Genomic DNA, 24,625 nt, shown 5'->3' with positions numbered 1-24,625 from the left:
GGTCAGCCGGCGGCCACCGGCGTGGTGGTCGGCTTCCAGGACGGACGGCCCGCCTCGAACGCGTCGATCTCACTGGCATGGCGCAACGTGAGCGCGATGTCGTCGAGACCTTCCAGGAGCCGCCAGCGGACGTAGTCGTCGATCTGGAACGGCGCGGTGAAGTCCTTGGCCCGCACGGTCTTGGTCTCGAGGTCGACCGTGACCTCGGTGCCCGGCTCGTTCTCGAGCAGCTTCCAGAGCAGCTCGACGTCGTGCTGCTCGCACTGGGCGGCCACCAGGCCGCCCTTGCCGGAGTTACCGCGGAAGATGTCGGCGAACCGGGCGGAGATGACGGCCTTGAAGCCGTAGTCCATCAGCGCCCAGACGGCGTGCTCGCGGGAGGAACCGGTTCCGAAGTCCGGGCCCGCGACGAGCACGCTCCCGTTCTTGAACGGTTCCTGGTTGAGGATGAAGTCCTCGTCACCGCGCCAGGCGGCGAACAGGCCGTCCTCGAAGCCCGTCCGGGTCACCCGCTTGAGGTAGACCGCCGGGATGATCTGGTCGGTGTCCACGTTGGACCGGCGCAGCGGGACGCCGACGCCGGTGTGCTGGGTGAACGGTTCCATGGCTGTAGCTCCTCGGGTGGGTCAGCGGGCGACGGTCAGCAGGTCTTCCGGCGACGAAAGCGTGCCGCGGACGGCCGTCGCGGCGGCCACGAGCGGCGAGACCAGGTGCGTCCGGCCCCCCTTGCCCTGCCGTCCCTCGAAGTTGCGGTTCGACGTCGACGCGCTGCGCTCGCCCGGCTTCAGCTGGTCCGGGTTCATGCCGAGGCACATCGAGCAGCCGGCCTGGCGCCATTCCGCGCCCGCCTCGGTGAAGACCTGGTCGAGACCCTCGGCTTCGGCGGCCTTGCGGACCCGCATCGAGCCGGGAACCACCAGCATCCGGACCGAGTCCGCCACTTTCCGACCACGCAGCACCTCGGCGGCGGCCCGCAGGTCCTCGATCCGGCCGTTGGTGCAGGAGCCGAGGAAGACGGTGTCGACCGCGATCTCCCGCAGCGGCGTGCCCGGCTTCAGGTCCATGTAGGACAGGGCTTTTTCAGCGGCGATGCGGTCGTTCTCGTCCGGGATGAGCTCCGGGTCGGGCACCTCGGCGCCCAGCGGGAGGCCCTGGCCGGGGTTGGTGCCCCAGGTGACGAACGGCGTCAGCGCGCCCGCGTCGAGGTGCACTTCGGCGTCGAACTCGGCGCCGTCGTCGGTGCGCAGCTGCCGCCAGTTTTCGACCGCCGCGTCCCAGTCGGCGCCCTGCGGAGCGTGCGGGCGGCCCTTCAGGTACTCGAACGTCGTCTCGTCGGGGGCGATCATCCCGGCGCGGGCGCCGGCCTCGATCGACATGTTGCAGACAGTCATCCGGGCCTCCATCGAGAGGGCCTCGATGGCCGAGCCGCGGTACTCCAGGATGTAGCCCTGGCCGCCGCCGGTGCCGATCTTGGCGATCACGGCGAGGATGACGTCCTTCGCCGTGACGCCGGAGCGCAGCTCACCATCGACGGTGATCGCCATCGTCTTGAATGGACGCAGCGGCAGCGTCTGGGTGGCCATGACGTGCTCGACCTCGGACGTGCCGATGCCGAAGGCGATGGCGCCGAACGCGCCGTGCGTGGAGGTGTGGCTGTCGCCGCAGACCACGGTCATGCCGGGCTGGGTCAGGCCGAGCTGCGGGCCGATGACGTGCACGATGCCCTGCTCGGCGTCCCCCATCGGGTGCAGCCGGACACCGAACTCCTTGCAGTTGCGGCGAAGGGTGTCGACCTGGGTGCGCGAGACCGGATCGGCGATGGGGAGCTCGATGTCGACGGTCGGGACGTTGTGGTCCTCGGTCGCGATGGTGAGGTCGGGGCGGCGCAACGGCCGCCCGGCCAGCCGGAGGCCGTCGAAGGCCTGCGGGCTGGTCACTTCGTGCACCAGGTGGAGGTCGATGTAGAGCAGGTCCGGTTCGGCGCCTTCGCCTCGGCGCACGAGGTGGCTTTCCCACACCTTCTCCGCCAGCGTGCGGGCCTTGCCGGTCGGGCTGGTCATCTCCGGCTCCTTCCACGGTTCGACGTCGGAACTCGGGCGCGCACCTGCGGAACGGGATGCGAGCCGCGAAGGGAAGGCGCAGCTCGAGTTCGGGGTTTCCCAGATGCTGGACTTCCCAAAGTGCGGGACGCTAGTATCGGGTCGTGGGACAGCATAGCGGTATCGGAGTACTGGACAAAGCAGTGGCCGTCCTGCAGGCGGTCGCGGACGACCCCTGCGGCCTCGCGGAACTGTGCACGCGGACCGGCCTGCCCCGGGCCACCGCGCATCGGCTCGCGGTCGGCCTGGAGGTGCATCGGCTGCTGCGCCGCGGTCCGGACGGGCGCTGGCGCCCCGGTACCGCGCTGGCCGAGCTGGCCGGCGGCTCGACGGACCCCCTGCTCGACGCGGCCGGGGTCGTGCTGCCCAAGCTGCGGGACGTCACCGGCGAAAGCGTGCAGCTGTACCGGCGTGACGGCGTCCAGCGCGTGTGCGTCGCGACGGCGGAGCCGCCGAGCGGGCTGCGTGACACGGTGCCCGTCGGCTCGCGGCTGCCCATGACGGCCGGTTCGGGCGCGAAGGTGCTCGCGGCGTGGGCCGATCCGCACACGCAGCGCACGATCCTGGCGGACGCCGTCTTCGGCGAGCGGACGCTCCTGGAAGTGCGCCGGCGGGGCTGGGCGCAGAGCGTCGCCGAGCGCGAGCCGGGCGTGGCGAGCATCTCGGCGCCGGTGCGGGACTCCGCGGGCACGGTGGTGGCGGCGGTGTCGGTGTCGGGCCCGATCGAGCGCATCGGCCGCAAGCCGGGCGCCCGCTGGGCGGCGGACCTCCTCGCCGCGGCGGACGCCCTGCAGGAACGGCTGTGACACCCGCTTCGTGACCTCGCCGACGCCGGGGTGCCCCCGTTCGGGGGAACCTCGCGAAAGTCGCGTATTCGGTGACGCCGGTCACGTCTCCTAGAGGTCAGCACCAAACCGAGGGGGACGACCATGGTGAACAGAAGGGCATTGGCGATGCTGCGGGCGGTCGGCGCCGGGCGGGCCGAGCTGACCTGCAGCTGCGAGCCGGACCTGCGGGTCGACGGCCTGCCGTGCTGCGACCAGGCGACGGCGCACGACCTGGCGCGGGCCGGGCTGATCCGGCCGGTACAGGGCGCGATCGTGGCCGTCGGGCAATGGACGCGCGCGGAGCTGACCGACGAAGGCCTGCGCGAACTGGGCGGGACGCTCGCCGCGGCTTGAAGACCGGAAAGTTCGTGAAGGCCACCTTGCGGAACTTGAAGTTCCTCAAGGTGGCCTTCACGAACATCGGGCAGCGGGTCAGCGCCGGGTGAGGGGCGCCTGGAGTGGCAGGGAGCGTGACGAGTCGCCGACCTGCAGCGTGAACCCGCCGCGCACCGGCTTCCACGCGTGGCTCGCCGTGTCCCAGACCGAGAAGTCGCGGGTGTCGAGCCGGATCGTCACCCGCTGGGACTGCCCCGGCGCCAGCGAAACCCGCTCGAAGCCCTTGAGCTGCCGCGGCGGCTCCCCCGCGGCCGCCGGGAAACCCAGGTAGAGCTGGGCGACCTCGGCCCCGGCCCGGTGGCCGGTGTTGCGCACCGTGAACGTCGCCGTCGCGCCGTCGCCGGTGTTCCGCACCGACAGCCCCGAGAACGCGAACGTCGTGTACGACAGGCCGTGGCCGAACGGGAACAGCGGCGCGCGGCCCTGCGCGTCGAACCACCGGTAGCCGATCTGCAGGCCCTCCGAATACGTGGCGACGCCGTCGACGCCGGGGAACTGCGCCGGCGTGTTCGCCGGGGTGTCCGCGTCCGCCGCCGGGAACGTGATCGGCAGCTTCGCCGACGGGTTGACGTCGCCGAAGAGCACCGCCGCCACCGCCGCGCCGTCCTGCTGGCCGGGGTACCACGCCTGGAGGATCGCGGGCACGCGGGACGCCCACGGCATCAGCACCGGCCCGCCGCTCTTCACCACGACCACGGTGCGCGGGTTGGCTGCGGCGACGGCCGTCACCAAGGCGTCCTGGTTGCCGTCCAGGGCGAGGCTCGGCCGGTCCTTGCCCTCGGCCTCGTTGTCCCCGACCATCACGACGCTGACGTCCGCACCCCGCGCCAGCTCGGCGGCCCGCGCCGGGTCACTGCCGTCGTCGAGGGTCACCGAAGCACCGGGAACGCGCTGCCGGAGCCCCGGCAAAGGGTCCACTGTGGACGTCGGGATGACCGCGGAGCTGCCCCCGCCGCCGGTCTTGGCCTTGGTGGCGAACGGCCCGATGAGGGCGATCGACCGCACCGCGGGATCGAGCGGGAGCTGGGCGTGTTCGTTGCGCAGCAGCACCATGCCCCGTTCGGCGAACTGCTTCGCGGCGGCGTCGTGCTCCGCGGTGGGTAGCGGGGTGAGCACCGGCGGGTGGTCGAACTGCCCGAAGGCGAAGATCGTGCGGAAGCGCGGCAGCAGCAGCTCGTCGACGCGCTGTTCGGTCACCTGCCCGGCGAGCACGGCCTGCTTCAGCTTCTCGCCGTACCAGGTGCCGTCGATCATCTCGAGGTTCATGCCCGCGTTCGCCGACCCGATGGTGCTGTGGGCGGCACCCCAGTCGGACTGGACGAACCCCTGGAAGCCCCAGTCGGCACGCAGCTTGTCCTGCAGCAACGCGGGGTTCTCGCACGTGAAGACGCCGTTGATCTTCGGGTAGGCGCACATCACCGAGCCCGCGCGGCCTTCGGTGACCGCCTGCTCGAAGTGCGGCAGGTAGATCTCGTTGAGCGTCCGCTCGTCGATGCGCTCGTCGACGTTGTGGCGGCTCGTCTCCTGGTTGTTCGCCGCGTAGTGCTTGACCTCGGCGATCGTGCCGTTTTCCTGGATGCCGCGGATGTCGGCGGCGGCCAGCGCCCCGGCGAGCACCGGGTCCTCGCCCATCCCCTCGAACGTCCGGCCGTTGCGCGGGACGCGGGCCATGTTGATGTCGGGCCCTTCGGAGACGTTGTGCGCGAGCGCGCGGGTCTCGTCGCCGATCAGGCGGCCGTACCGGCGCGCGAGGCCGGTGTCGAACGTCGACGCCAGCGCCATGGTCGCCGGCAGCGCGGTCGCCGGTTTCTGCGGTTTGTCGTCGGCCGGGCCCATGCCGGCCGGGCCGTTGGCGATCCGGAAGCCGGGCACGCCCAGCCGCGGGATGGGCGGCACGAACCGCTGGTGCTCGGCGTCGGGCTGCAGGTGCAGCTGGGAGATCTTCTCGTCGAGGGTCATCGCCGCGATGAGCTCGGCGGCCCGGCGGCCGGGTGACTCGCGGGCGTCGCGCCAGGGTTGCGCCTCCGCCACCGCCGGTGCCGCCAGCGACAAACCCAAGACCACGACGAGAACCAGGGGGCTGTTGCGCATCGAGTCTCCCTCGTCAAAACGGGAGCCCAAGCTAACGCATACGTGACTGGCAATCATAGATTCGACATTTGTTCACGTACATGAATTTCCCGGCGAGTCCAACCATTTCCCCGGCTCAGGCGTGGAGTGGGTACCGAACGGGAGGGGACGAACAATGGTCAAGAAAACCCTGATCGGCCTAATGGTCGCGGGTGCGGCCACGCTGGGGGTGGCCGCACCGGCGAGCGCGGCCGAAGTCAGCTGGGGGCTGACCCAGCACGTGGAGCCGGGCGGCCAGGTCGACGCGGAGACCCACGCGGCACTCAGCGGCTGCAGCCCGGCGACGCCGGTGACGTCGGCGGGGTTCACGACTCCGCTGAAGTGGACCGAAGGCGGCAACTGGGGCCGCGCCGGCGGCCACACCACGGCGATCAAGAACCCCGGCCGCTACACCGCGAAGTTCACGTGCTCGGACGGGCGCGTGGCCACCGGCTCGTTCGTCATCCTGGGCACTCCACTGCCGTCCAGGACGGCCAAGCCGAAGCCGCCGGCCACCTCGAAGCCCGCGAAGCCGCAGGTCGCGGTCAAGCCGGCGGGGGCGCCGCAGACCGGTGACGGCTCAGTGGACTGACCATCCACAAAGGACAGCTCGCCCCAGCCTGGCGTCTTGAATGACTCATTCAGGGCCTCGGAGGTCCTGAATGAGTCATTCAAGACGGCTCAGCGCGCCGCGGCCAGGCGCAGTGCCCGGTACACGAACTGCTGGTCCCCCAGCCGGTGCCGCAGGTCGCGCTCCAGGCCGGCGATCGGGTAGAGGTTCTGCGGCGCCCGCGAGTCCTTGTACGGCACCGACGCGAACCGGCCCAGCACGGACTGCGTGAGGTTCGCCAGCGCGGCGACCTCGGGCCGGCCGAGGTGCGGTGCCGCCTCCACCCGGACGACCCCCGACCACGGCGGGCCGCCGGCCGACGGCAGGCGCAGGTACCACGAGTGCCGGACCCACGTCGTGCCCATCAGGAACACCGGCGTGCGCTGGTGCGGGCCGAGCCTGCCGACCATCGCGTTGAGCTCGCCGGGCAGGTACGTCGTCTGGTGGCTCTTGATGAACCCGACGGCCCGCGGCAGGTGCGTGCGGCCGCTCAGCGGGCCGTCCACCACCAGCAGGTCGTCGCCGACGTGCCCGGCGATCGCCTTCCGGGCTTCGGTCGCCGTGTCCAGCTCGGATTCGGCCAGCTGCTCCTGCAACGCCGACGACAGCACCACCGCCAGCGGCTTGTCCTCCTTGGCCGTCGCGCGGAACGCCCGGTAGACGCCCGCCGGGGTCACGATGTCGTCGGCCTCGGGAGCGACCGTGAACAGCCCGCGCCGCACGTCGGTGCCGACGACGTGCGCCCGGCCCGCGCAGCAGCAGACCACCCCGGCGGCGTAGGACGCGCAGATCCCGATGGACGCGGAGTTCGCCGCGCCCGGGTCGTCGATCCAGACGCGGGCGTCGATCCGGCGGACGCCGTCGACGAACAACACGGCCTCGGGCGGCGAAACCGGCGAAGGGTCGATCGGGGCCCATTCGGCCGCCGGGACCTCGACGTCGAGCTCGACCTCGGCGCCCGACCGGGCCAGCTCCTCGGCCTCCATCGAGCTGCCGTAGCCCGGGTCCCAGGCGTCGATGCTGAAGTGCATCCCGGCGACCGCGGTCACGCGCCCTCCCTGGCGATGTGCGAGCCGGTGCCGTCGCGGGTGACCAGGAACCGCACCGGGACGCGCTCGGCGAGCGCGGGCACGTGCGTGATCACCCCGACCATCCGCGAGCCGGTGGCGGCGAGGTTCTCCAAAGTGGACGCCACGACGTCGAGGGTAGCTTCGTCGAGCGTCCCGAAGCCCTCGTCGAGGAAGATCGACTCCAAGCGTGTCGCGCCCTCTGCGGCCATTGCGCCCAGCTGCGACGACAACGCGAGGGCCAGGGCGAGCGACGCCTGGAACGTCTCGCCGCCGGACAGGGTCTTCACCGGGCGCCGGGCGTCGGCCTCGTTGTGGTCCACCACCAGGAAGTCGCCCTTGTCGTGGGTCAGCTCGAACTGGCCGCCCGAGAGTTCCAGCAGCGACGCCGACGCTTCGGCGACCAGCGTGTCGAGGGCCCCGGCGATGAGCCAGCGCGGGAACTTGTCCGAGCGCAGGAGATCCGCGAGCAGCCGCGCGACCTGCGCTTCGGACTCCGCGGCCGCGATGTCGCCGCGCAGGCCGGCCACGCGCGCGACGCGGCGCTTCATCTCCGTGTGGTCGGCTTCCGCGCGGGCCCGTGCGGTGGCGACGGCCACCGGAACCCGGTCTCGCACGGGGCCCGGCTCCAGGGGGACTTCGAGCGCGGTGACGTCGTCGGCGACGGCGCGTTCGGCGGCCAGCAACGCTTCGGCGGCTTCGCTCTCCGCGGTCTTCGCGACGGCCAGGCTCTCCCGGTGAGTGTTCGCCTGCGCGGCCGCCCAGTCCGTCAACGCGGCCCAGGCGCCAAGGAGGCTTTCGCCGTCGATGGGCGGGGCACCGAGGCCGACCAGCGGGTCGCGCGCCCGGAACAGCTTCTGCCGTTCGGCGTCGACCTGTTCGGTCATGCGCTCCTGGGCTTCCACGGCCTGTTTCGCGGCCGCGCGCGCGGTGCGCAGGTCCGCGTCCGCCTTCTTCGCGGCTTCTTCCAGAGAAGCGACCTCCGCGAGCTGTCCGGCGACCACGTCGGCGGAAGGCGCGTCGGCGAGCACCGTGGCCAGTTCGCCGTGGCGGCGCCGGGACGTCGTCAACGTTGTGTCCGCCGACTGCTCGGCCAGGCCCGCGTCGACCGCGCGAGCCCGCCGCTGCTCGGCGTTCCGCTCGGCGGCCGCCAGGTCGTCCGCCGCGACGACGGCTTCTTTACCCGCGGCTTCGGCGGCCGCTTCGAGCGCGGCCAGCGTCGTCCGCCACTTCTCGAGCGCGGAAGCCGCCCAGGCGGTGAGCCGCTGCCAGCCCGCCGGGACGTCGTCGCCGTCGATCGCCGGTGCGCCCAGCTCCACCAGCGGATCGCGCGCCGCGCGCAGCGCTTCCCGGGCCGCCGCGAACGACTTCTCGACGACGTCGGCCTCGTGCTGGGCCGCCACGCGTTCGGCGCGGACCGCCGCCAGTTCCTTGTCGGCGGCGTTCGCGGTCTCGGCGACGCGGGTGCGGCCGTCGATCGTCGCGGACAGCCACTCGCCCCGCTCGCGCACGGCGGTGACGAGTTCCGCGTAGTCCTGTTCGGAGAAGGAAGCCTCGACCGGCCGCCGCAGCACCGCCGACTCCGGCGGGCCGTCGACCTCGGCGAGCACCGCACGCAGTTCCTCCGCCTGGGCGGCCGCCGACGCGGCCGAGTCGGCGTCACGGTCCACGGCCCGTTCCAGCTTGCGCAGCGCGGACTCGGCCCCGGCGCGGTCGCGTTCGGCGCGGTCGAGGCGTTCGCGGGCCTCGGCCAGGTGGGCGTGCCCGCCCGCGTCGGGCAGCGCCGGGACTTCCTGCTCGCACACCGGGCACGGGTGGCCGACGGCGAGCCCGGCCCGCAGGCTCAATGCCTGCCCGGCTCGTTCGGCTTCGGTCACAGCCGTCTTCGCGGCGGTGACTTCGGCGTCAGCGCGGGCGAAGGCGCTTCGCGCCGCTTCGACTTCCTTTCGGTGCGCGGCCTGCTCGGGCGCGGCCTTCCGCTGCGCTTCGCACAAAGCGTAGAGCGTGCGGGCGTCGGAGCGCGCGGCCGCGAGCGGAGCGACGTCCGGTTGTGCCGCCAACGCAGCCCGTGCCTCGGCATCGGCGGCTTCGGCCGCGCTGAGGCGGGCAGCCGCGTCCGCCGTGCGCTTCGCCACCCGCGCCGCTTCCGCGGTCAGGTCCCCGAGATCCGACGGCGGCCGCAACCCGGCCAGCCGGTCGCGATCCTGACGGGCGCGCGCCGCTTCGGCGGTCGCCTCCTCGGCGGCGCGGGCCGTCTTGTCCCGGGTCGCCCGGGCCGTTTCGGCGACGGAAACGGCTTCGGTCACGGCCGCGGCGGCGGCCGCCTTCTCGGCCGACGCCGTCTTCGCGGCCTCTTCCAGCCCCGGGAGGGCCTTCTCGATTTCGACGAGTTCCGCGCGCGCGGACCTGATCCGTTCCAGCTCGGCGCGGCCGGGCGCGGCGGCCAGCGCGGCACGAGCCGTTTCGTCCGCCGTTTCGGCTTTTTCCCGCCCGGCCCGCGCGGCCGTCGCCGCGTCCGCCGCGGCCCGGCGCCGGGTTTCGAGATCTTCGACGCCGTCCGGGCGCTCCAGCGCGTCGAGGACGCTCAGCTCTTTCGTCAGCGTGGCGAAGCGTTGCCGCGCGTCGTCGTGCGCGCGGATCGCGTCGTTCAGCCCTGGCAGGGCCGCGTTCACCCGCGCGTCCAGGTCCGCGAGCGCCGTCATCCGCGCGGCCAGTTCTTCGACGGCTTTCCCGGTGGCGTCGGCGTAGCTGCCGAGCTGTTCGGTGAGGACGGCGGCACGCTGCTTCTGCTGCTCCGCCGTCACGCCGGCGCGACGGCCGACGCGCTCGTAGACCTCCAGGCCCAGCAGCTTGATGAGGATCTTCTGCCGGTCGGCGGCCTTCGCGTGCAGGAACTCCGCGAAGTCGCCCTGGGGCAGCGCCACGCAGGTGCAGAAGTGCTTGAACGTCAACCCGAGCAGGCGTTCGACCGCCGGGGTGACCTCGGAGTCCGCGGCGACCGCCTCGGCGTCGTCCTCGGGGCCGCCGGGCGCGGTGGGGTCGGCGAGCCGTTCCAGGCGCACGTTCTTGACGCTGACCGTGGGTTTCTTCCCGCCGCCGCGCCGGACTTCCCGCACGACGTGGTACCGCGCGCCGCCGGCGTCGAAGACCAGCCGCACGGTGGCGCGGTTGGTCGTCGGGGCGAGCGCGGGCGCGACAAGGCCTTCGTGGTCCCAGCGCGCGACAGAACCGTACAGAGCGAAGGTGAGCGCGTCGATCACGGTGCTCTTCCCCGCGCCGGTCGGCCCGACGAGCGCGAAGTAGTCCGTTTCCTCGAAGCTGACTTCGGTCTTCTCGCGGAAGGACGCGAAGCCGGTCATCTCCAGCAGCACTGGCCGCATGTCACACCCCGCTCGTCTCTTCGTCGTGCAGCCGCGCGAAGAGCGCCTGCACGCGCTTGTCCTCGACGGTTCGCTCCGCGCAGTAGCTCGCGAACAGCTCCCCCGGCGAACGGTCCGCGACCGCGCGGTCGCCGCCCGACGTCGTCACCGGCGCGGCGAACTCCGGGTCGATGCGGATTTCCAGGGCGTTCGGCAGGGCTTCCTGGATCTCCTCCCGCAGCCCCGCCCTGGTCGCTTCGCGGACGTAGACGCGGAGGTAGTCCTCGCCGAACTCGTCGGCCCGGCCGACGAGTTCGGCCACCGTGCCGTGGACCGTCCGCAGCTTCCGCCCCGCGGTCAGCGGGAGGTCGGTGATCTTCGCCGGCGTCGTCGGCGTCACTTCCACCGACAGCACGACGCTGGTGTTGTCCTGCTCGCCGAAGTCGACGGCGAACGGCGAACCGCTGTAGTGCACCGGGCACGCGGCGGGCAGCGACTGGCGCCGGTGCAGGTGGCCCAGCGCCACGTAGTGCGGTTCGGCGCCGAACGCCGTGGCGGGCACGTGGTACTCGAAGATGGACTGCGCCGCGCGTTCCCCGCCGCCCATCGCCCCACCGGTCACCGTCAGGTGGGCCATGACGAGGTTCACCGCGCCATCGGTGAACCCGGACTTGAGGTGGTCCAGGATGTCCCGCACACGCTGGTCGTACTGGCCGACGTTGTCCGCCGGCGTCCCGGCGAGCAGCTCGGCGGCGCGGACCGCGTAGCGCTGGGAAAGGAACGGCAGCACGGCGACGTTGACGCGTTCCCCCGTCGAACGGGCGTCGAACGAGTGGACGCCGCCGTCGTGCACCGGCCGCGGATCGCCGGTGAGCTGGATGCCCGCGGCCTTGAGCAGCGGCCGGTACGCCTCGAACGTCGCGGCGTGGTCGTGGTTCCCGGCGATCGCGATCACCTCGGCACCGGTTTCGCGGAGCGCCATCAGGGCCCGCACCACGAGTTCCTGCGCGGCCGCGGACGGCGCCGACGTCTCGTACAGGTCACCCGCGACGAGGATCGCGTCGAACTGCTCGTCCCGCGCGATCCGGACGATCTCGCCGAGCACGGCCCGCTGCTCGTCGAGGCGGTTGCGGCCCTTGAGCGTCTTGCCGATGTGCCAGTCGGAGGTGTGCAGGAACTTCACGCGGCTTCCTTCCGTTTCGGTAGCGGGCGAAGACGGGCTCAGAACGGAGGCGGGTCGTCGTCGAACGGGTCGGCGCCGCGCGTGGGCAGGCCGGCGAAGGGATCGCTTTTCTTCGATGTGGCCGTGGCCGACGGGATCTGGCCGGCCTCGGAAAGACGCGTGGCCCAGGCGGGAAAGGGGAAGCCGACGGCGATCGGCACCGGGATCTCCGGCTGGCTCACGAACATCGTGCCCGGCGTCGCGAGCGTCGCGCGGACCCGCTGGCTGGCCGGGAGGAAGCCGTACTCGGGGCGCGAAGCCTCCGCGGCGTCGAGGCGGCCGACGATGCGGACCGAGCTGTTGCTGACGATCCGGCGCTCGACCTCGCTGGCGGTCTGCTGCGCACCGATGAGGATGACGCCGAGGGAACGGCCGCGCTCGGCGATGTCCAGCAGCACCTCCTTGATGGGGCTGCTGCCTTCGCGCGGCGCGTACTTGTTGAGCTCGTCCAGCATGGTGAACAGCAGCCCGCCGGGGCCGGCCGCTTCCTTGCGCGCGGTCTCCGCGGAGAGCGTCACGCCGACGACGAACCGCTGCGCACGCTCGACGAGGTTGTGGATGTCCACCACGGTCACCTGCTGGTTCTCCGTGGACAGGCTGCGCGCGGGGTGGTCGGCGAGATCGCCGCGGATCAGGCCGTTGAGCGCGCGCTGGCTCGACCGCAGGCGCCGGATGAACGCGTTGACCGTGCCCGCGCCGGTGACCGCACCCGCCCAGCTCGCCCGGGTTTCCTCGTCGGTGACCCGCTCGCAGATGACGTCGACGAGCTCGGCGTAGGTGCGGCACAGGACGCCGTCGACGTTGGCGGCGCCGTCCTTGCCCGCCGGGGTGCTGTCCAGCCGCAGGCGGTTCGCGACCTGGTGGATGACCATCGTGTACTGGTTGCGCTCGTCCTCGGCGTCGGCGAAGACGTACGGCAGCAGGTCCTTGGCGCAGAACTCGGCGATGGTCCACCAGAACGCGCCGACGCCCGAGGTCCGCCCGGTGACGTAAGGCTTCCCCGTGGTGTCCGACGGCGTCGGCGGCGCGTAGAAGCCGACGGACGCGAACGGCTCCGCGGGCAGGCCCAGCTTGGCGTACTCGGCCTTGAGCTTTTCGTCGAGGTGGACGTTCGGGGTGTCGAGGAACAGCAGGTCCTCGCCCTTGACCGAGAAGACGAGGGCCTTGGCGTTGTGGGCGTTCGGCAGGGCGCCGCCGCGGAAGATCGAGTGCAGCAGGAACAACGCGAACGACGTCTTGGTGGCCACGCCGGAGACGCCGCTGATGCTGACGTGCGCGCCGCGGGTGCCGTCGAGGAAGTCCATGTTGAGGTAGACGGGTTCGCCGTCCCGGCCCAGGCCGACCGCCACCTGGCGGGTCATGTTGTCGAAGTACAGCGCCTGCGCGCGATCCTCTCCCACGGCGCGCTGGACGACGGCCCCCGGCCGCGGCGGCACATAGCATTCGGGCTCGACGCGGGTGGTGGCGATCTCGGCGATCTCCTGCACCTGCGCGGGCAGGACGCCGTCGGAGATCAGGAAGACGTCGCTGCCGAAGCTGGCTCCCTCGTGCCGCGCGCTCACCTGCGTCACGACGCCGTAGGAGGTGACTTCGCCGAGCCCTGGCAGTTCCCGCCGGGTCACGACGACGTCGTCGAGCTGCAGATAGGCTTCCGGGTCGATGGCCACGCAGAACTGCAGCGGCGTCGAATCCTCGGTGCCTGCCACCCGTCCGACCACGGTGGTGAGCGTCTCCTGGTCCACAGTTCTCCCTGTCCGCCCGGCGCTTCCTCCGGCCGCAGACTAGCTCGCCGGACCGACAGTCCCGCGCCCAACACGGCCGTTGTGGCTGCTGTGACGCCCGGGGCCGCGGCGGGCCCCGGCTGCGCCGAACGAGTGAGTTCACCCTTCGGGGAAGATCTTTCGCCTCCCGCAGGCATTCCGGGGGACCCTCGCGGCGGGCGGCACCGGTTGCGCCGCAACGCCGGTCCGGCCGCGCCCGGCTCACCGCGTCCCGCTTCCGCCTGGCTCCACGGCGAAGCGGCGCCGGCGGGTGCCCTCCGGGCGGGCCGCGATCCGCCGCCGCTGCGCGGGATCGGGCCCGGTGTGGGCTCGGACACCGCTCCGACACCCCGGATCGGCGTGTCGGCCGAAAAGTTCTCCGGAGGGGCCTCGGGTCCTATATGGACGACCACTGTGGACGGCGCGGTCAGTGCGTTTTGCCTGCTCAGGGCGGTGCCGAGGATCTGGTTTGCGTTCCCGCGGGCGTCCGGCAAGGGCCTCTCAGGGGGCGGAACCCGCCCCCGTACAAGGAAATATTTCGACCCCCAGTTGGATTTTGTGCGGTATTGGTAATACCGTGTGCAGTGTCGGCCGAGATGGGCCGTGACTAGTAGTTCCACTATGGAGGACTGGAATGACGAACAAGGCCCAGCTGATCGAGGCGCTGTCGGAGCGCCTGGGCGACAAGAAGGTGGCTTCGCAGGCCGTTGACGGTCTGGTGGACATCATCATCCGGACGGTCAACAAGGGCGAAAAGGTCAACATCACCGGCTTCGGGGTGTTCGAGAAGCGCGCCCGCGCCGCTCGCACCGCGCGCAACCCGCGCACCGGTGAGGCCGTGCGCGTGAAGAAGACCAACGTGCCCGCCTTCCGTGCCGGCACCACGTTCAAGGACGTCATCTCCGGCACCAAGAAGCTGCCCAAGGCGACACCGGTCAAGCGCGCCACCGCGGCCACCACCAGCACGCGGGCGACGGCCACCAAGACCGCCGCCGCGGCCGCTCCGGCCAAGGCCACGACTTCGCGGGCGACCACCACGCGGGCCGCGGCCGCCAAGCCGGCCACCACGCGGGCGACGACCACGCGGACCCGCGCCACCGCGGCGAAGCCGGCCGCCAAGGCCCCCGCGACCAAGGCGACCGCCACGAAGGCGGCCCCGAAGACCACGGCGGCCAAGGCCACCACGGCGAAGGCGACCACCACGCGGGCCAAGACCGCCGCCGCCAAGCCGGCCGCGACCAAGACCGCCGCGGCCAAGAAGCCGGCCGCCGCCAAGGCCCCGGCCAAGCGCACGTCGGCTGCCAAGAAGAAGTAGCACCAGTTCCATCTCCCAGAAGGGCCCCGCACCAGCCTGGTGCGGGGCCCTTCGGCATTCCGGGGCCGGTGGCCGCTGCCGGACTCCCTGCGCACGACCAACAGTTCAGCCGGGCACCCAGCGTCCGCTCGACGCCGGGCACGAGCGCCCCAATGTGGCGTTGGTTGCGTCCGGCGCACCGAACGCCACATTGGGTGCTGGACGCACCGAACGCCACATCGGGGCGCTTCTCCGGGCCGCCGGTTCCCCGGGCCGCGGCTTCCCCAGGACACGGCCTCATCGGCGCCATACGGCCGTTCCCTCCCCAGCCCGGCCCGGGAACCACGCTTGAACGCCGTTCTCCGCTCCTCGACCGGCAGAGCGCCCGGAACCGGTCCCGGCCCAGGTTCCCCCGCGGAAGAATTCCCCGGCGGCTCCTCAATGGCTCATTCACGGCGCCCACTCATTGGGGTGAACACCGGCCGGGCTGTTTCCGCCGGGAATCACCGGCGCCCTCGCCACCGGCACCGGGAGGCCGACGGTTGCGTTCCCGCCTTCCGGGGTAGCCGTTCCTGTGAGAAAGCTGTGTGACGACCTCGGCAAGGAGTGGCGATGACCGCGAACGAAAACTCCCCGGAAGACCCCGAAGCGGATCTCGCCCGGAGCCGGCAGCAGATCAAGGAGGCGAAAGAGGCCGCGAAGGAGGTCGAGCTGGCCGATGCCGCCGACGAGGCGCCGGCCACGGATCCGCCCTACCACCACGGTGAGCAGGGCTCCACGCCCTCGGGGACCTGAGCCGCGTTTACTCCTTTTAGCCCGCCCGGCCGGTCCTTTCCGGACCGGCCGGGCCACCCGCCGTTCCGCGAGAGCGGTGGGAAATTGCCGTACCTATCCTCGGGTGGATACACTCCACCGAAGAACGCCGACCATTGTGCAACTTGTCACACGTCGCGTTCCCCGGACGCACATCCAACTGAGGAGCATTCACGTGGCCCAGAAAGTCCTCGTCGAGATCCTGGACGACATCGACGGCAGCACCGCCGCGCAGACCGTTCAGTTCGGTCTCGACGGCGTCACCTACGAAATCGACCTGTCGGACGAGAACGCCGCCGCCCTGCGCGACGAACTGGCCCGCTTCATCGCGGCCGGCCGTCGCATCGGTGGCCGGAAGGTCCGGGTCGCCACCGGCCAGTCCACCACGACCAGCACGACCGACCGCGAGCGCAACCAGCAGATCCGCGCCTGGGCCAACTCGAACGGCTACGAGGTCTCCGAGCGGGGACGCCTTTCCTCCGAGGTGATCGCCGCCTACGAGCAGGCCCAGGTCGAGGAAGCCGAAGCGCCCATCGCGCCGCGCAAGCGTGCCCCGCGCAAGAAGGTCGCCGCCGCGAAGAAGTAACGCGGTGGCCGGAAGATCGCTGGGGGAAGATCACGGCAGCCGGTCCGTTGGCGGCCAGGGCTGAAACCCTCGCCGCCAACGGAGGCCGGTGCCTTCGTGCCCGACATCACAACCGTCGTCCGCCTCCGCGAAGTTCGTGAAGATTTCCGCGGATTTCCCCGCGCGGCGGAATCACCCGCGCAGGGCCGGCCCGATCCACCGGCGGACGAGGGCCCGCAGCCCGTCGTCGGTGAGCGCCGGCGCCGACGGGTACTGCAGGAACGACATGAAGAGCCGCATCAGGACTTCGGCGAGGCCCCGCAGGTCGTCTTCGGTCGTGATGCCGGCGCCCGCCCAGTCGACCGGCACGTTGCGGAGGATCCGCGCGCCGAACGAAAAGGCCAAGGGTGAAATGACCCCGTCGGTGAAGAAGTCGGCTTCGCCCGCCTGCAGCAGAAGACCCAGGTGGGGCTCACCGGGGACCGTCCGGACGGCGTAGACCACCGACTCGACCGCGGCTTCGGCGGCGCTGCCGAACGTGGCCAGGTGACGTTCCATCCGCCCGGCGAACTCTTCGACGCCGGCCAGGGCGACGGCGCGGAGGATGTCTTTCAGGCTGGGGAAGTAGCGGTAGACGGTCTGCCGGGTCACGCCGGCCTCGGCGGCGACGTCGGACAGGCTGGTCTTGGCCAGCCCGACGCGGTCGAGGCACGCCGTCGCCGCGTCGACGATCCGGCGGCGTGCCTCGTCTTCCGTGCCGGGCGGGTTGCCCTGCCATCCGTGGTGCCCCATGCGCTCCATCTTCCCCGAGCACGGCCGTTCAGGCCGGGGCAGGGGCCTTGGCGTGGGCCTCGCGGTACAGCGCGACCAGCAGCAGGCCGGCCCCTGCGAAGCAGGCGAGCGCGTAGAGCCCGCTGCCGATCGGGGTGCCGTCACCGGTGACGCCGTCGTGGGCGGCGAAGTACGCCGGGAGGGCGCCGATCCAGCACACCGCCATCCCGCCGAGGTACAGGGCCGGGTAGAACCGGGCGAAGGCGGACAACGGCTCGGCCGGCCCGTGGTCCGGGGATCGCAGGTGCGAGACGACGATCCCGGCGCCGGCCAGCCAGACCAGAGCCAGCTCGACGCCGAGGATCCACGCCCGCGCGGAGGTGCTCGTGCCGGCCAGGCTCGACGGGATGCCGGCGAGCGCCATGGCCGGCGGGGTGAGGACGCCGGCCGCCAAGGTGCGCCACACCAGCGGCCACCCGCGTCGCGGACCGCCGTCCGCCGCCGGGCCGCCGGTCAGGCGCACGACCAGGTACGTCATCGCCGCCATCGAAACGGAAGCGAACAGCAGCATGCTGGTCATCGGCACCGACGCCAGCGCGGGATGGTTGACGACGTCGTTGCCCGGGTTCCAGGCCCACCACTTCAGCTGCGGGCCGAGCTGGTCGAAGACCTCGTAGAACACCTGGCAGGCGAAGGCGACGGCGACCGAGCCGGTCAGCGCGCCGCGCCGCCGGAAGATCCCGAACGACCGCACGAGCTCGTAGGCGAGCTGGCTGAACGCCGGGTAGAACGCCACGATGTAGAGCGGCAGCCGGTCCGCCATGAACTGCACGGTGAACCGGTTGTGGGCGAAGATGAAGCCGTAGATCCGGTCGAGGCCGAACCACTCCGGGAAGTACAGCGGCGGTTCGGTGACGAAGAGGTAGACCAGCGAGGCGAACCACAGCGCCAGGTTGACCGGGTCGCCCGCGCGGTACCGGCGAACGGCGTGCACCAGCGCGAAAACCGCGCCGCCGACGACGAGCACCTCCAGCAGGGGCATCGTCCAGCCGGCGAGCGCCCACGGCGGACGGACGGACACCACCGGCGCGACGTCGTGGCAGTCGAAGCCGAGGCCGCGGGTGACGGCGTCGGCCTGCGGTCCGCATCCGGCGCTCACCGCGCGGCCGCCGTCGTCTCGGTGCTTTCGCGAGCGCCGGGTGAGTAGTCCGTGGCCGGCGGTTCGGCCTGCGGGTCGAACCCGAAGGGGACGCGGTGCTTGCCCAGTGCCGCCCGGACGCGGTAGCGCACGAGCCCGGCGAGCACGCGCGGGTTGCGCATCATGTCCCCCAGCGACTCGTCGAGGTTGAACACCTTGGCGAAGTGCTCGTCGACCACGTCGTACTCCCGGGCGGCCCCCACGACGAGACTGAACGCCGGGCCGGACACGGCTTCGACGAGGCGGCGCCGCCACTCCGGCAGCCGCTCGGTGCCCACCGCGCACGCGTAACCCTGGTCCCTCGCCATCGCCAAGCGCCACGGCACGCGGAGCAGCTTGCGCTGCGCGGCGAAGAATCGCGCGGAGAACTTCGCGTCGAGCCGTCCGGCGCGGGCGAGGTGGTCGCGCAGCAACAGGGCCGAAGCCGCCGCCGAGCTGATCCCCTGTGCGTAGAAGGGGTTGAACGCGCAGATCGAGTCGCCGACGAACACCAGGCCGGCCGGCGGGGTGCGGAGACGGTCGTAGCGCCGCCACTTGTTGCCGGTCGACCGGGTCAGGTGGACTTCCGAGACGGGCGCGCACCGGTCCATCGCGGCGGCGAACAACGGCGTCCGCACCCGGCGTGCCGTCTCGACGAACGCTTCGGTGTTACGGGGCATTTCGAGACCCCACGAGCCCATGCACGCGATGGCGCGGTTGCCTTCGATCGGGAAGAAGTTGACCAGGAACTCGTGTTCGGCGGGGTGTTCGCCCTTGTCCGGGGTCGGCATGATCACCAGGTGCCGCCACCACCAGGACGCGGGCCGCCGCGCCGGCGCGGGCAGGTCGTACCAGCGCGAGGTGTAGGTCACCTTCGCGTCGAGCGTCTGGATTTCGGGCCGGGGCCAGCCCGCCGCCGCCAGCCAGTCGCCCACCGAGGACCCACGGCCCAGCGCGTCCACGACGAAGTCGGCTTCGATGTGCTCGTCGCCGGTCGAAGCGGTGAAATCGACCCCGGTGACGCCGCCGCCCGCCGTGCCGCCGCCCCGCGTGGACAGGCCGGTGACCGTGACCCCTTCGCGGACGACCACGTTGGCCAGTCCCCGCACCTTGTCCCGCAGCACGCGCTCGATGAGGATCCGCGAGCCGTAGACCATGGTCATCGACCCGCGCTTGCGGGCCGACCACCCCTCGCCGTCGAGGTAGGCGGCGTCCATGGACGGCATCAGGTGCAGCCCGCCGGCGGCGATGAGGTCGTCCTCGAACCCGGGGAAGAGCGCCCCGATCGCGCGCCGTCCCGAGTTCAGCAGGAAGTGCGGGTGCTTGCTCTGCGGCACGCCGCGGCGGTGCTCGGCGCCGGCCGGGAGCTCGTCGCGTTCCAGGACCAGCACCCGGTCGAAGTGCCCGGCGAGCGCCCCGGCGGCGCACAGACCGGCGGCACTGCCCCCGAGGACGACGGCGGTCTTGCCGAGCCGCATGCGGACCAACTCCCCACGTCATTCATACAAAGAGACATCGAATGTATGAATGACAGGACCCGCGTGTCAAGGGACCGGCCGCGCCCGGCGGCGGCACTGTCCACAGTGGATGATCGTCAGGGAGCCCCGGCGCCCGCCGCCCGCGGCACCGAGGCCAGACATCGGACACACGGCATTCCCGCGATGGAGTCGAGCAGATCCGTCGCCTCCCGGGCCAGCGGATCACCGCACAGGGTTCTCAGCACCAGCGGAACCGGCTTGCCCGCGGGCAGGGCGACGAAATGGACCTGCCGGTCGCGTTCCCCCACCCGGCGGCCGTCGGCGCGGGGAACGCCGAGCCGGATCCGGGCGGCGACGACGCGGCAGTTTCGGGCGCGGTGTTCGGCGGACATGACGTTTCTCATTCCTCGATAGGGCAAGCGAGCCTGGTCGGCGAGGGCGGTCAGCGGAAAGAGCACCAGCTTGCGTTCGTCGGGCGTAAGCGGGGACTCCTTCTCGGCGGTGTCGAACACCGCGCATGGTGGTTCACCTTTTGCTTCTGCGTCCGCGTGGTCCGCTCACCCCTGACGGCGAGTTTCGCGGCTTTTCGCCGGCCGGTCAGCCCCGCGGCTTCCCGGCACCGATCCGGGCGAGACCCGGCGGAAGAATGAATCGCATGTCGTGCACTCCATGAAAGGGGACGTGGGCGGACGACCGGCCCGCGTGAAATCCCAACTTAGCGGTTCGATCAGCAGGGTGCGCACGGCTGCGGCCGAGCGATCCGGCACCGCCGGACCGGCCGGTACCCCACCCGAAAGCACCAAGGTGTCACACTTTCGCGACAGTGGCCTGCACCTTTGGCGTACCGCGCCACACCATCGGTGCCATCCGGCGGACACGCCGCTCACCGCAACGGCGTAGCGACCACTCCTCCCTCGGCAGCACTCGGCCGAAAACGGGAAATATTCCGTTCCGCGACGGAATATGCAGACCACGACGGCACACCTGTCGGCATCTGCACACGCACGTGCAGCTTCGCGCGCAACACGCCATTCGGGTGAAAACTTCCCACGTATCGGCAGCAATTCGTCCCGCTCGCTTGCCATCGGAATATTCAGGATCTAAGGCTGAATAAGTCACATATTCGAACCTTTCGCTTCCGCTTGACACAGGGGGAGACATGGACATCCGCAGCTACGACCCGATGGCCGCCGGGGACGCGTTCGACACGACCGGCTGGCAGCGGAGCGCACTGTGCGGCCCCGACCAGGGCGACTGCGTCGAGCTCAACTTCAGCCGGCCCGGCCTGGTCGCGCTCAGGGACACGAAGCTGGCCGACGGCCCGGTCCTCGTGTTCACCACGGCCGAGTGGGACTCCTTCACCGGCGGCCTGGACCGGGGCGGCTTCCGGCGGGGGTGATCCCGGCCGGGTCGCACCCGGTGGGGTGGATTTCCGGCGCCCGGCCAGGGGAAGCGCGGCCGCGCGGCCAACTCACCGTGCTTCTCCGGCTGCCCTTCCTACTATCATCGGGCACCATCCCTCCCGATTGGACGACCTGAAGTGGCGCGGGCGCCCTCCTCCTCACCGGACGACAACGAGCTGCGCAAGCAGCTCGGCCTCCGGGTCCGCGACCTGCGCCGCCGAGCCGGGTTGACCCAGACGGCACTGGCCGAACGGGTCACGTACCACCAGAGCGTGATCTCCCGGCTGGAGAAGGGGTACAAAGGCAGCTCGAGCGTCCTCGAAAAGGTCATCACGGCCCTCGAGGCCACGCCCGCGGAGGAAGCCGAACTCCGCCGGATGAACGCCGTCAACGAGCGCGGGCGGGAGGAACGCGACCGGCACCTGATCGACTCCGGCGCGCCGTGGTTCCGCCGGATCCTGCGGTGCGAACCGTCCGCGACCACGATCCTGAGCTGGACCGGCGAGCGCCTGAAGGGCCTCCTGCAGGCCGAGAGCTACATGATCGCGCAGTTCTCCGAACACGACGTCGACGACATCGCCAACGCGGTCACCGAGCGGGCGGCCCGCACGATCAGGGCCTTCACGGAGAATCCCGGGTGCCGGTACGAATTCCTGATCAGCGAAAGCGCGGTCGAACGGCTCGTCCAGTGCGAAACCGTGAACAAGTACGTCGCCGTCGACCAGCTCAAGCATCTGCTCGCCCTTTCCGACCGGAATCCGAACATCGACATCCGCGTGGTCCCGTACGCCCGCCGCCTGCACGTCAATCCCGATTTCACGATCATGGAGTTCGCGGAACCGGAACCGCCGCTCGGCTACAGCGATCTCCTGGGCACCCTGGTGACGACCGATCCCGGCGGATTGGACATCGATCACCTCTACGAATCCTGGAACCGCCTGCGCGAATCCGCGCTCGGCACCGGACAGGCACGCGAAGTCCTCGAAAAAGCACTCGACCGGTGCCAGGGGTCACCCTGATGCCGCCTGCACCGGGCAAACGGCCCGAATAAGATGATCCGACCACACACGCCACGGGGAGCGGAACAGTGACGACTGCGGACAGCGAACCATTTCCCCCGGCCGGCGTCGACCTCAGCCAGCCCAGCGTCGCCCGGATCTACGACTACTTCCTCGGCGGCGACACCAACTGGGAAATCGATCGCCAATTCGCCGAACAACTGCTCGGCAAGTTCCCGATCCTGCGCCCGATCGCCCGGTCCAACCGGCTGTTCCTCCACCGGCTCGTCCGGCACCTCACGAAACTGGGGATCCGGCAGTTCGTCGACCTCGGGTCCGGCGTGCCGACAATGGGGCACGCCCACGAGGTCGCGGACCAGGTGGCTCCCGGCGAGGTGCGCGTCGCCTACGTCGACCACGAACCGGTCGCCGTCGCGCACTCCCGCAGCCTGCTGCGCCAGTACGGCGACGAAGACCGGCACACCGCCATCCACGGGGACCTGCGCGATCCCGGGCGGCTGTGGGAAAGGATCGCGGAAACCGGCGTCATCGACCTGGACCGGCCGGTCGCGCTCCTGATGATCGCGGTGCTCCACATCCAGCAGCTGCCGTCCCCGGACAGCCCCGAATCCGCCGATCTCGGGCCCCGGCTCGTCGCGACCTACCGCGACCTGCTGGCCCCCGGTTCGTACCTGGGCATTTCGCACGTCACGAGCGAAGGAATACCGGACGAGTTCGCCGGGATGCTGGAGAACATCAAGACCATGTACGACGGGGCGGGCAACCCGGTCATCTGGCGGACGCGGCAGCAGATCCGCGAACTGTTCGGCGACTTCCGGATGATCGAGCCCGGCCTGACCTGGACACCGCTGTGGCACCCCGAAGAAGCGACGGTCACCGACGAGACACCGGATCTCGGCGAGGCGAGCGAAGCCATCGTCCTCGCCGGGGCGGCGAAGAAGGAGTAGCGGCTGCCGCTCGGGGCCGGCCCCGAGCGGCAGGTCGCCTCACGCGACGGCGGTGCCCTCGAGCTCGACCAGCTGACCGGGGATCGCCAGCCGGGTCACCCCGAGCATCGTGGTGGCCGGGGCCACCCCGGCGGCGCCCAGCCGCGCCGCCAGCACGCCGTAGTGCGGGAACAGCAGGTCGACGTCGGTGGTGTAGACGTTCAGCCGGACGAGGTTCGCCAGTGACATGCCGGCCTCGCCGAGCACGGCCTCCAGGTTGGCGAGGCTCAGCGCCAGCTGTGCCGCCATGTCGCCGTCGTGCTCGGGCTTGCCGTCGCCGTTCATCGCGGTCTGCCCGGAGCAGTACAGGGTCCGGGTGGGCCCGGAGACGAGCTCGCCCTGGTTGAACCCCATCTCCAGCGACCACGTCACCGGGTTGACCGCGGTTCGTTCCACTGCCACTTCAGCTCCATTCGGTTCATCGGGTACCTGCGGGGAGCCTCTCGGCGAATCACGACATCCTGTGTCGGGTATTCGCTAGGGTTTCGCCATGCGCGCCGACCGGCTGGTCTCGCTGGTGCTCCTGCTGCGTCAGCGTGGCCGGCTGACCGCGGACGCCCTGGCCCGCGAGCTGGAGGTCTCCACCCGGACCGTGCTTCGCGACATCGAGGCGCTGTCCGCGGCCGGCGTCCCGGTCTACGCCGAACGCGGCAGGCACGGCGGTTTCGCGTTGCTGCCCGGGTTCCGGACCGAGCTCACCGGGCTGAACCACGACGAGGCGCTGGCCTTGCTGACCGCCGGATCCGGACGTGGCGAGCAGGTGTTCGGCCTCGGCTCGGCGCTCGCGTCGGCCATGCGCAAGGTGCTCGACGCGCTGCCCGAAGGGCACCGGGCCACCGCGAACGACGCGGCCCAGCGGTTCCTCGTCGAACCGGAGACCGACCTGCTTTCCCGCCGCGCGGTCACCGAAGAGCTGCCCGGCACGACGATGCTCGCGGTCCGGCGCGCGGTGCTCGCCGGGCACAAGCTCCGCATCCACTACGCCGCAACGGACCAGGAACCCCGCTGGCGCACGGTGGACCCGATCGGCCTGGTCACCGTCCGCGAACGGACGTACCTGCTGGCGACGAGATCCGGCGAGGACCGCACCTACCGGCTGTCGCGGGTGCTGGCCGCCGAAGACCTCCCCGAACCGGCCGAGCGGCCGAACCGGGTCGACCTGGCCCGGATCTGGCACCGGCGCTGCGCCCGGTTCCTCGCCGACGGCCACCTCACCGTGCTCGTCCGGGTGCACCCGGACCGGCGGGAGGACCTGCTGAACACCGCGGTGGCCGTCCGCGCCGAGGAACCGGACACCGGCGGCGGGCTGCGGCTGGAGGTGACGTTCCAGGATTCCCGGCACGCCGAGTGGGCACTGTGGCAGCTCGGCACGGACGCGGAAGCCCTGGCCCCGGCGTCGCTGCGGACCGCCCTGCGCGACCGCGCCGCCGCGATCGCCGCCCGCTACGGGGATTCGCCCCGGGAGTCCGTCGCCCGGGCAGCGGGCTGAGAACGCCCGCGACCAGAAGTGTCCACAAGGGACTGACAGGTCGGGTGGTCCACGGCCTTGGTCCGGCGGCGAGGCCTTGGCCGAAGTGTCCACAATGCGCTCTGGACGGCCTCCGTACCGAGAGGCGCTTCGGACGAAGAGCACCCGGCCCGGCTTGGCAGGCTCGTCTCCAGCCGGATCA

General features: G+C 71.3%; 22 protein-coding genes. 10 read left to right on the top strand and 12 right to left on the bottom strand.

Going from position 1 to position 24,625, the window contains the following annotated elements; translation table 11 throughout:
• Positions 1–2 precede the first annotated feature (2 nt).
• The gene (gene leuD, locus A3CE_RS0132265; protein ID WP_020644238.1) at positions 3–605 is read right to left on the bottom strand and encodes a 3-isopropylmalate dehydratase small subunit; all 603 of its coding nucleotides are present in this window, start codon (positions 603–605) and stop codon (positions 3–5) included.
• A gap of 21 nt (positions 606–626) precedes the next feature.
• Positions 627–2,060 (bottom strand): 3-isopropylmalate dehydratase large subunit, encoded by a 1,434-nt coding sequence (leuC, locus tag A3CE_RS0132260; protein WP_020644237.1) that lies wholly within the window; start codon positions 2,058–2,060, stop codon positions 627–629.
• Positions 2,061–2,203: 143 nt separating this feature from the next.
• Between leuC and A3CE_RS0132255 the strand changes: the two genes are divergently transcribed.
• Both A3CE_RS0132255 and A3CE_RS0132250 read left to right on the top strand, forming a co-directional pair.
• Positions 2,204–2,905 carry an IclR family transcriptional regulator gene (locus tag A3CE_RS0132255; RefSeq protein WP_051183801.1) on the top strand — a complete coding sequence of 234 codons (702 nt, stop codon included), beginning with the start codon at positions 2,204–2,206 and terminating at the stop codon, positions 2,903–2,905.
• Positions 2,906–3,028: 123 nt separating this feature from the next.
• Entirely contained in the window at positions 3,029–3,280 is a 252-nt protein-coding gene (locus A3CE_RS0132250) for a hypothetical protein (protein WP_026469089.1), read from the top strand.
• 78 nt (positions 3,281–3,358) lie between these two features.
• Here the strand turns inward: A3CE_RS0132250 and A3CE_RS0132240 are convergent, their stop codons facing one another.
• Entirely contained in the window at positions 3,359–5,413 is a 2,055-nt protein-coding gene (locus A3CE_RS0132240; RefSeq protein WP_020644233.1) for a glycoside hydrolase family 3 C-terminal domain-containing protein, read from the bottom strand.
• A gap of 154 nt (positions 5,414–5,567) precedes the next feature.
• On the opposite strand from A3CE_RS0132240, the gene A3CE_RS0132235 reads away from it, so the two are divergent.
• Complete coding sequence (locus tag A3CE_RS0132235; protein ID WP_020644232.1) at positions 5,568–6,023, top strand: hypothetical protein; 456 nt, start codon at positions 5,568–5,570, stop codon at positions 6,021–6,023.
• A gap of 89 nt (positions 6,024–6,112) precedes the next feature.
• On the opposite strand, the gene A3CE_RS0132230 is transcribed toward A3CE_RS0132235, so the two are convergent.
• The 4 genes from A3CE_RS0132230 to A3CE_RS0132215 are packed head-to-tail and all read right to left on the bottom strand — an operon-like array spanning position 6,113 to position 13,431.
• The gene (locus A3CE_RS0132230; RefSeq protein ID WP_020644231.1) at positions 6,113–7,090 is read right to left on the bottom strand and encodes a hypothetical protein; all 978 of its coding nucleotides are present in this window, start codon (positions 7,088–7,090) and stop codon (positions 6,113–6,115) included.
• The gene (locus A3CE_RS53670; RefSeq protein WP_026469088.1) at positions 7,087–10,488 is read right to left on the bottom strand and encodes an AAA family ATPase; all 3,402 of its coding nucleotides are present in this window, start codon (positions 10,486–10,488) and stop codon (positions 7,087–7,089) included. The genes A3CE_RS0132230 and A3CE_RS53670 overlap by 4 nt, the downstream gene beginning before the upstream one ends.
• A gap of 1 nt (position 10,489) precedes the next feature.
• On the bottom strand, positions 10,490–11,650 hold the full coding sequence (locus tag A3CE_RS0132220; RefSeq protein WP_020644229.1) for an exonuclease SbcCD subunit D: 1,161 nt from the start codon (positions 11,648–11,650) through the stop codon (positions 10,490–10,492).
• 38 nt (positions 11,651–11,688) lie between these two features.
• A complete protein-coding gene (locus A3CE_RS0132215; protein ID WP_020644228.1) occupies positions 11,689–13,431 on the bottom strand; it encodes an ATP-binding protein in 1,743 nt (580 codons plus the stop codon).
• Positions 13,432–14,083: 652 nt separating this feature from the next.
• On the opposite strand from A3CE_RS0132215, the gene A3CE_RS0132210 reads away from it, so the two are divergent.
• The 3 genes from A3CE_RS0132210 to A3CE_RS0132200 all read left to right on the top strand — a co-directional run bounded on the left by A3CE_RS0132210 (position 14,084) and on the right by A3CE_RS0132200 (position 16,142).
• A complete protein-coding gene (locus A3CE_RS0132210) occupies positions 14,084–14,764 on the top strand; it encodes an HU family DNA-binding protein (RefSeq protein WP_020644227.1) in 681 nt (226 codons plus the stop codon).
• A 591-nt stretch (positions 14,765–15,355) separates the two neighbouring features.
• Positions 15,356–15,538 carry a hypothetical protein gene (locus A3CE_RS0132205; protein ID WP_020644226.1) on the top strand — a complete coding sequence of 61 codons (183 nt, stop codon included), beginning with the start codon at positions 15,356–15,358 and terminating at the stop codon, positions 15,536–15,538.
• Between the two features lie 193 nt (positions 15,539–15,731).
• On the top strand, positions 15,732–16,142 hold the full coding sequence (locus A3CE_RS0132200) for a histone-like nucleoid-structuring protein Lsr2 (RefSeq protein ID WP_020644225.1): 411 nt from the start codon (positions 15,732–15,734) through the stop codon (positions 16,140–16,142).
• A 171-nt stretch (positions 16,143–16,313) separates the two neighbouring features.
• Here A3CE_RS0132200 and A3CE_RS0132195 read toward each other — a convergent pair whose 3' ends face one another.
• The 4 genes from A3CE_RS0132195 to A3CE_RS56805 form a co-directional block, all read right to left on the bottom strand.
• A complete protein-coding gene (locus tag A3CE_RS0132195; protein ID WP_020644224.1) occupies positions 16,314–16,913 on the bottom strand; it encodes a TetR/AcrR family transcriptional regulator in 600 nt (199 codons plus the stop codon).
• Positions 16,914–16,941: 28 nt separating this feature from the next.
• Complete coding sequence (locus tag A3CE_RS0132190) at positions 16,942–18,051, bottom strand: hypothetical protein (protein ID WP_020644223.1); 1,110 nt, start codon at positions 18,049–18,051, stop codon at positions 16,942–16,944.
• Entirely contained in the window at positions 18,048–19,547 is a 1,500-nt protein-coding gene (locus A3CE_RS0132185; protein WP_020644222.1) for a hypothetical protein, read from the bottom strand. The genes A3CE_RS0132190 and A3CE_RS0132185 overlap by 4 nt, the downstream gene beginning before the upstream one ends.
• A 116-nt stretch (positions 19,548–19,663) precedes the next feature.
• Positions 19,664–20,059: a hypothetical protein gene (locus A3CE_RS56805; RefSeq protein ID WP_020644221.1), complete on the bottom strand. Its 396-nt coding sequence runs from the start codon at positions 20,057–20,059 to the stop codon at positions 19,664–19,666.
• 647 nt (positions 20,060–20,706) lie between these two features.
• Between A3CE_RS56805 and A3CE_RS0132175 the strand changes: the two genes are divergently transcribed.
• From A3CE_RS0132175 to A3CE_RS0132165, 3 genes are all read left to right on the top strand, one after another.
• A complete protein-coding gene (locus A3CE_RS0132175) occupies positions 20,707–20,946 on the top strand; it encodes a DUF397 domain-containing protein (RefSeq protein ID WP_020644220.1) in 240 nt (79 codons plus the stop codon).
• A gap of 141 nt (positions 20,947–21,087) precedes the next feature.
• Positions 21,088–21,969: a helix-turn-helix domain-containing protein gene (locus tag A3CE_RS51960; RefSeq protein WP_020644219.1), complete on the top strand. Its 882-nt coding sequence runs from the start codon at positions 21,088–21,090 to the stop codon at positions 21,967–21,969.
• A 68-nt stretch (positions 21,970–22,037) separates the two neighbouring features.
• Positions 22,038–22,916, top strand: a complete 879-nt coding sequence (locus A3CE_RS0132165; protein ID WP_020644218.1) for an SAM-dependent methyltransferase — start codon at positions 22,038–22,040, stop codon at positions 22,914–22,916.
• A 39-nt stretch (positions 22,917–22,955) separates the two neighbouring features.
• Here A3CE_RS0132165 and A3CE_RS0132160 read toward each other — a convergent pair whose 3' ends face one another.
• Entirely contained in the window at positions 22,956–23,351 is a 396-nt protein-coding gene (locus A3CE_RS0132160; protein ID WP_020644217.1) for a RidA family protein, read from the bottom strand.
• Between the two features lie 94 nt (positions 23,352–23,445).
• On the opposite strand from A3CE_RS0132160, the gene A3CE_RS0132155 reads away from it, so the two are divergent.
• Entirely contained in the window at positions 23,446–24,444 is a 999-nt protein-coding gene (locus tag A3CE_RS0132155) for a helix-turn-helix transcriptional regulator (protein ID WP_020644216.1), read from the top strand.
• The last annotated feature ends 181 nt before the right edge of the window (positions 24,445–24,625 follow it).

Source organism: Amycolatopsis balhimycina FH 1894 (assembly GCF_000384295.1).
Taxonomy (GTDB): Bacteria; Actinomycetota; Actinomycetes; order Mycobacteriales; family Pseudonocardiaceae; genus Amycolatopsis; species Amycolatopsis balhimycina.
This window is presented reverse-complemented; position numbering and strand designations above follow the sequence as displayed.

Bases quoted from the DNA above. Each gene is read 5' to 3' on its own strand.
- leuD (WP_020644238.1), bottom strand. From the start codon at position 605: ATGGAACCGTTCACCCAGCACACCGGCGTCGGCGTCCCGCTGCGCCGG.
- leuC (WP_020644237.1), bottom strand. From the start codon at position 2,060: ATGACCAGCCCGACCGGCAAGGCCCGCACGCTGGCGGAGAAGGTGTGG.
- A3CE_RS0132250 (WP_026469089.1), top strand. From the start codon at position 3,029: ATGGTGAACAGAAGGGCATTGGCGATGCTGCGGGCGGTCGGCGCCGGG.
- A3CE_RS0132240 (WP_020644233.1), bottom strand. From the start codon at position 5,413: ATGCGCAACAGCCCCCTGGTTCTCGTCGTGGTCTTGGGTTTGTCGCTG.
- A3CE_RS0132235 (WP_020644232.1), top strand. From the start codon at position 5,568: ATGGTCAAGAAAACCCTGATCGGCCTAATGGTCGCGGGTGCGGCCACG.
- A3CE_RS53670 (WP_026469088.1), bottom strand. From the start codon at position 10,488: ATGCGGCCAGTGCTGCTGGAGATGACCGGCTTCGCGTCCTTCCGCGAG.
- A3CE_RS0132210 (WP_020644227.1), top strand. From the start codon at position 14,084: ATGACGAACAAGGCCCAGCTGATCGAGGCGCTGTCGGAGCGCCTGGGC.
- A3CE_RS0132205 (WP_020644226.1), top strand. From the start codon at position 15,356: ATGACCGCGAACGAAAACTCCCCGGAAGACCCCGAAGCGGATCTCGCC.
- A3CE_RS0132195 (WP_020644224.1), bottom strand. From the start codon at position 16,913: ATGGGGCACCACGGATGGCAGGGCAACCCGCCCGGCACGGAAGACGAG.
- A3CE_RS0132185 (WP_020644222.1), bottom strand. From the start codon at position 19,547: ATGCGGCTCGGCAAGACCGCCGTCGTCCTCGGGGGCAGTGCCGCCGGT.
- A3CE_RS0132175 (WP_020644220.1), top strand. From the start codon at position 20,707: ATGGACATCCGCAGCTACGACCCGATGGCCGCCGGGGACGCGTTCGAC.
- A3CE_RS0132155 (WP_020644216.1), top strand. From the start codon at position 23,446: ATGCGCGCCGACCGGCTGGTCTCGCTGGTGCTCCTGCTGCGTCAGCGT.